Annotated in this window: 7 protein-coding genes and 1 other annotated feature (1 of these 8 only partly in view); of the genes, 2 read left to right on the top strand and 5 right to left on the bottom strand. The window is 23.8% G+C overall.

Annotated elements, in window-relative coordinates; translation table 11 throughout:
- Positions 1–136 precede the first annotated feature (136 nt).
- Complete coding sequence (locus tag Q0G30_RS04575; protein ID WP_294387120.1) at positions 137–358, bottom strand: hypothetical protein; 222 nt, start codon at positions 356–358, stop codon at positions 137–139.
- A 333-nt stretch (positions 359–691) separates the two neighbouring features.
- Entirely contained in the window at positions 692–1,654 is a 963-nt protein-coding gene (locus Q0G30_RS04570; RefSeq protein WP_294387115.1) for a DUF2232 domain-containing protein, read from the bottom strand.
- Between the two features lie 356 nt (positions 1,655–2,010).
- Here Q0G30_RS04570 and Q0G30_RS04565 point away from each other — a divergent pair, with 356 nt between their 5' ends.
- Both Q0G30_RS04565 and Q0G30_RS04560 read left to right on the top strand, forming a co-directional pair.
- Positions 2,011–2,760 (top strand): 3'-5' exonuclease, encoded by a 750-nt coding sequence (locus tag Q0G30_RS04565; protein ID WP_294387113.1) that lies wholly within the window; start codon positions 2,011–2,013, stop codon positions 2,758–2,760.
- A 44-nt stretch (positions 2,761–2,804) separates the two neighbouring features.
- Positions 2,805–3,728 (top strand): NERD domain-containing protein, encoded by a 924-nt coding sequence (locus Q0G30_RS04560; protein WP_294387110.1) that lies wholly within the window; start codon positions 2,805–2,807, stop codon positions 3,726–3,728.
- Positions 3,729–3,799: 71 nt separating this feature from the next.
- On the opposite strand, the gene Q0G30_RS04555 is transcribed toward Q0G30_RS04560, so the two are convergent.
- From Q0G30_RS04555 to Q0G30_RS04545, 3 genes are all read right to left on the bottom strand, one after another.
- Positions 3,800–3,952 carry a hypothetical protein gene (locus Q0G30_RS04555; protein ID WP_166484759.1) on the bottom strand — a complete coding sequence of 51 codons (153 nt, stop codon included), beginning with the start codon at positions 3,950–3,952 and terminating at the stop codon, positions 3,800–3,802.
- A 23-nt stretch (positions 3,953–3,975) separates the two neighbouring features.
- On the bottom strand, positions 3,976–5,748 hold the full coding sequence (locus Q0G30_RS04550; RefSeq protein ID WP_195517273.1) for a M3 family oligoendopeptidase: 1,773 nt from the start codon (positions 5,746–5,748) through the stop codon (positions 3,976–3,978).
- A 133-nt stretch (positions 5,749–5,881) separates the two neighbouring features.
- A complete protein-coding gene (locus Q0G30_RS04545; RefSeq protein WP_204571775.1) occupies positions 5,882–6,592 on the bottom strand; it encodes a hypothetical protein in 711 nt (236 codons plus the stop codon).
- 198 nt (positions 6,593–6,790) lie between these two features.
- Positions 6,791–6,808: a binding site (T-box leader), on the top strand (it continues 304 nt past the right edge of the window).

Raw genomic sequence — 6,808 nt, 5'->3', positions numbered from 1 at the left:
TATTTATAGAGGTTAATCAAATTTCAACAGTTTATTAAAACAAAGCCAAATATATCAATTCTTCACACCCTTTATAAATATAGTTATTCATAATTATAAGTACTACATATATATCCTAATATATTAAAATTGCAAATCAAGGCTTACTAAAAAACATAACTACTATGTCTATTATATAAGCAACATGCTCCCATATTTTAGGAGTAAAAACAACTCCGATTATTGTTAGTACACTTCCAAATATAAGCAATATAAGACCATTGTTTCCTTGAAAGCTATTTATACATCCAATATAAACAGAAATAACTATGAAAATTAAACCTAAAATTATTGAAATAATATTTAATTTAAATTTCATATTATGCTTCAAACCATCCCTTTATTCGTAATTTAATTTCACTATTCATTCTTCTTGTTTTATTTTATATTAATTTTTATACTAATATATTATCAATTTTTTCTTTATTACTTCAATATATTTTGAATTTTTTGTAAATCCATACAAACTTTATTTATTTTTTACATTTTACTTGCTTTTTAATTATATGTATTAAAAATACACTTTAATAATGTTATTATACGAAATTGAAAACAATTACTATTGACATATTTATTTAGCTTTTATAAAAAATTAACCTATAAGAATATAATTATTTTATAAGTATATTCTTATAGGTTAGAGTTAATCTTATCATAATTTTTTTATCATTATTTTACCTAACATACTAATCTGCATTTCCCTTAACTTCATAAAATAATTAATTGCTAAACTAGCTATCACTAGTATAATAAATGTAAATTTGAAGTTAGTTAATAGCATATAAATTAATAATAACCATATAATTTGTGACATTTCTTTTGATTTAAATTTTAATGATAATGCTTTAATAACAAAAGAAAGTGAATCTTTTAATATAAAGTATATAATCACTACTCTTATTGCCATTATAACAGTTTTAAAATATACAAAATTAAATTCAAATCCTGTTATCATTAATACTTCATATAGAATTAAATATAAAATACCAAATATATAAGTTTTCTTACTGCAACATATATATGCTCCATACTTTTTAAAATTGCTAATAATCATATACTTTTCATTAGTATTTTCATTTAATATATTAAGCTTTTTACCAATAAATAAGGCTCCTATATAAACTATCAATATTGTATTTATAGGAATTACAGCAACAAATATACTAAATACTATAGACATATATTCTTCGCTTAAAGGAAATAATGCTTTATAACTATCAAACTCTTTCATAAAGCTATATCCTGTTAAATTTGAAAAATATATATCAATTAATAGCATAACAAAGCATCCTAAAATGGATGAATACAGAAAGTCATCAAATATAGTTCCTTTTTTTCTTATGAAATATCCACATATTAATCCCATTATTATTCCTTGACTCATCCATATTGCAGATGCTATATCTCCTACTGCTAATGTTACAATAAGCAATGAAGTTATAGACGATAATAAAGTATATTTACTTCCTAACCTCATATATGTTAAACAAATAAAAAGTGGAACAATCATATCAAGATATAATGTATATGCTATTCCAGTATAAATTGCCATCATACTAGTTACAACAAACAAAGCAGATAGCATTGCTGATTCTGTTAGTTTTCTTGTGTTCAATTTAATTCACCACTCTATTCTTTTTAGGACAACTTTATAAAATCTTAAAAAATTGTTCTATATCTTAAGTTCTTTAATAAATTATACTACTTTATTTTAAGGTTAAAAGTAAAATTTATTTTAATTTTCCTTTATTGAAGATCTTTCTTTATAATAATTATTTAATCCTTCAAATGTTGGATTAATACCTACTTTAAAACATTCCTCTACATAAGCTTTTAAAACATAAATACTCATTTATTTAACACCTCTTTTAAGACTTTTTTATTGATTTATGTTTTAATATATGTAATAAGAGTTATGTAAATTACTAAAAATAATAAAAATAATAAAAAAATTTAATTTGTAGGTGAAAAATGAACTATATAATTTTTGATTTAGAATACAATCAGCAGCATCCTGATGATATTAATGCTTCAGAACCTAAACCACCATTATTATTTGAGATAATTCAAATTGGAGCAATAAAAATGTCTAAAGAGTTAAAATCAACCTCTGTATTTAATTCTTTAGTTAAACCTAATATACATTTAAAACTTCATCCTTATGTAGAAAACTTAACTAAAATTAATATTGAAGATTTAAATAATTCTTTGGACTTTAAATCTGTTTATAGTGACTTTATTAATTTTATTGGAAAAGAAGAAAATATTCTTGTAGTATGGGGAAGCTCTGATATAAAAGAGTTAGTTAAAAATATAGAATTTTACAATCTTGATTCTTGTAAAATCTCAAATAAATATATAGATATTCAAAGTTATGCTAGCAAATTATTTAAGCTACCTAAAGGACAAAAGATAAGCTTAAAAAATGCTGTTGAAGCCCTTAATATTCCTGTGGAAGGTGACTTTCATGATGCATTTTATGATGCTCATTATACTGCTGAAGTTTTTAAAGCTATTTATACAAATAAGTTATCTCCAAGTACTTTCACTAAAAATACTGAGAAAAAGCCTAAAGTAAAAAAGGAAAAGCTTGATTCTGAAGCTTTAATAAAAGAATTTGAAAAAATTTATAACAGAAAAATGTCTAAAGAAGAAGTTAAGATGATTCGATTAGCATATTTTATGGGTAAAACTAAGCAATTTATTTTAAAGGATGAATAATTTTCCAAAAAGTAGATAACCTAATACTAAAGGAGGCTTCGTAAATGTTGCTTATTTTAGTAAATATTATTGGAATACTTATAAAATTAGTATTTTATACCCTCTTTTTTTTAATAAAAGTAATATTTAAAATATTTGTTTTTATTTTTAAAAAGCCATTATTAAGATTTCTATTCTTACTTATTACTATTGGTTATTTATTTAAAGTCAATTTTAATATTTTAGCAACTATATACTTTATTTATCTAATGCATTTATGTGCAATAAAATTTAATATCTATAATAAAATTTATACTGACTTAAACTATATTTATAATAAAATGCGTAATTCTTATAAAGTTTCAAGTTATTTAAAATGTCTTAAAGATGACGGTATTATATTAAATAACATATATTTAGAAAGTAACAATGATGATTCTTGCTCTATAGATGAGCTTGTAATTACTAATGGTGGTATTTTTGCCATTAAAACATTAAATTATGCTTATGATGATTATACTGAATTTAATATTCCTAAGGTACTATCCTTAAATAATAGTAAATACAAAGATGACACAGTAGTAGATCTTAGTTCGATAAATTCTATATCTGAAGAATGTTTGAAATGTTATACTATTTTGCAAGACATCTTATCTTGTGATATACCAATAACTAACATTATTGCTATTCCACAAGAAAACTGTGTTGTAAAAGAAGATTATTCATTAGAAACTCCAATTGTAACCGCTAAGGATTTACCTTATTATATAAAAAATAAAATAAATAAAAATGTTAATTATTCACCATTATTAATAAAAGAAAGTTTATTAGAAAATAAACTTTGGACTTTTGATATAGTTATTTCAAGGCTTCAAAACTTTCTTAATCATAGTAAAATTATTATATTGTTTTTTACTATATTTCTAGGTATATATTATGTCTATATAACTTTTATATCTTATATATTTTTTAAACTAATTACATTATAGAATATAAAAAAAGTAACTAACTTTTTATCATTAAAGATATCTAAGTTAGTTACTTTTGTTTTATAGTTAAGTTATCCTAGCATTTCATATTTATCCATATTAGTTTGTTTTACAATTTTATTATAAACAACCTTTATATCATCTGCATTATTATCAAAAGCTAATGCTTCTACTAATGCATCTAAAATAATAATTACTTCTTTCTCATCTAACTTTATATCCATAAATTTTCCTCCATACCTTAATATTATTTACTAAGTTCAATAAATTTCTCTATATCTTCTTCTATAGTTTTTAATGAATTTCTCCAAAACTCTTTATTATGAATATCTATACCAACTTCTTTTGTTATATCTGCAATTTTATTTTTTCCTGTAATTGATAAAAGTCTTTCATATTCACTTGTAAAACTTTCACCCTTCTTTAAATACTCAGCATATAATCCCTTTGCAAATAATAATCCAAATGCATAAGGGAAATTATAATAATTATAATCTGCATCATAATAATGTGGCTTCCATGCCCACATATAAGGATGTAAATATTCTTGATCTAAACCATCACCATAAGCTTCTCTTTGTGCTTCTAACATTAATTCTTTTATTTGACTAACTGTTAATGCACTTTCTTTTCTTGCTTCAAAAACTGACTTTTCGAATAAAAATCTTGAATAAATATCTACTATTACTTGTGTACAATCACAGATTTCAGCTTCTAATATAGCTAAAGCTTCATCTTTATTGGCTTCCTTAATTGCTGCTTTTTTTATTATAGTTTCACAGAATGTAGAGGCTGTCTCAGCAATAGGCATTGGATACTCTGAATTAAGTATTGCTTCATTTTTTAAGCATTCTCCATGGAATCCATGTCCAAGTTCATGTGCCATAGTAACTACATCACCAAAGCTACCACCATAATTTAGCAATATTCTACTTTCTCCTATAAAGTGAAGTCCAGCACAAAATGCTCCTCCAACTTTCCCCTCTCTAGGTTCTACATCTATCCAATTGTTATCTATAGCCTTTTGGGCAAAATCTCCTAAATTATCACTAAATGTTCTAAAGTTTTTAACTACAAATTTTGCTCCTTCATCATATGTAAATTTCATATCAGCATTTGATATTGGAGCATATAAATCATAAAAAGGTAATCCATTTTTATGTCCTAACATTTCTGCTTTTCTTCTTAAATACTTTCTAAAAACAGGTAAGCTTTCTTTCATAGCATCTAACATTGCATTTAATGATTCTTCATCCATTCTTGAATCTAATAAAGTTTTTTCTAAAGGTGACTTATATCCTCTAAAGTCACAAACTGTTAATACTTCTCCCTTTATTCCATTAAGAGCAGCTGCAACTCCTTCTTCTACCTTCTTATAAGATGCTATTTCTGCTTCATAAGCTCTTTTTCTTACTTCCTCTGATTTATCCTCTGCCATATTTAAGACTACTGTTAATGGATACTCTTTTACTTCATCATTTTCTTTAATTTCAACCATAAGTGATGATATTAAATTATCCTTAAGCTTACTCCATGCATTAGAGCCTGTATTTTTCATATTTGCAATAATGCTTTCTTCTTTATCACTTAATAAATACTTGCTTTGTTCCACAATACTTTTTAATACATATTCATGTGCTTTAAGTAACTCTGATTTTTCAATTATATGTTCAATATTATCAATAGTACTTATATACCTTTCTACTTTAGTTGAAGCCTCAACCATATGAGTTAACTTTTTTTCAAATATATCAGAATATCTTAATGCTTCTGTATCTTTTGTATTAACACTAATACTTAACTCTATAAAGGCACCTATTTTACTAATTAATTCAGTTAACTTTGAATATCTCTTTATATACTCTTCCAACTTTACTAATATATCATTATTATCTTTTACGATTTCATTAGCCCATTCATTAACTTCGTTAATTTTATTTGTAAGTTTATCCATATCAATTTTAAATTCTTGACTTTCAAATGATGGATATAACTCTTTCAAGCTCCAATTCAAACTCATTTATGATCCTCCTCTTATTTTTACAAATTCTTATTATAATTATATACTGTTGTTGAAAATAATTCCAACAAACATATAAAAAAAAGTAAAATAAATTGCAAAATTCACAATTTATTTCACTTTTGTTAAATTTCTATTTTCTAACTCTAACTTGAAGTTTTTCTATCCAACCTTTATTATACTTCAATGAAATATAACCTATTATACTTATAATTAATGCTCCAACTGCATCTACAAATAAATCTATCATAGTATCCGTTAAAGCAGCTCTTCCTATTAACTGTGTACCATTTTCTAAAGCAAACTTTTGCATGTTAAGACCTAACAAACCATCAAAAGTAAATTCATAAAATTCCCAAACAACTCCTAAAGTTACTGCAAAACAAAAGGAAAATAAAGCTACAAATAAAGGACTTAAATTCATAGGAACTTCTTCAGTCTTATTTAATAAAGTTACAATTGAAAAACCTAATGCACCTATCATTGCTCCACTAAATGTATGTAAAATATTATCCCAATTTGAAATATTATAATAAAAACTCTTTACTTCACCTAAATATATTGCAGAATATAAGAATATAGTATATAAAATTAACATATTTGATGGTATTTCAATTCTTAACTTATGTTCTAACATTCCTGGTAGTAACATTGCAACTACCCCTAAAATACATTGCGACAGCATTAAAGCATAATCACTTTTTACACGAATAAATGGCTGGTTAGGATCTGCAACTGTTGGTGCTTTATTAATTGCAAACACTAAAAAGACAATTGTAGAAACTAATGTTATTATCACAAAATAACTTAAAATTTTCTGCCAATTAATTTTACTTTTCTTCATATGCTTTCTCTCCTTCATTTAAAATTTATAAATATTAATTTGTATTAGTTCAAATTATAATTCTATAATAAATATGAGTAAAAGTAAAATATTATGTGAATTTTATCTATATTTTATATATATTTGCTTATTTTTTTGCTTTTTATATATTTACATCCAGAATATTTTATTATATTATTATTAATAACATAAGATAATTAACAGGCATTGATGGAA

It is taken from the genome of uncultured Clostridium sp. (genome assembly GCF_934754925.1).
Classification (GTDB): Bacteria; Bacillota; Clostridia; order Clostridiales; family Clostridiaceae; genus Clostridium.
The sequence above is the reverse complement of the archived record's forward strand: the minus strand, read 5'-3'. Positions and strand labels throughout refer to the sequence as shown.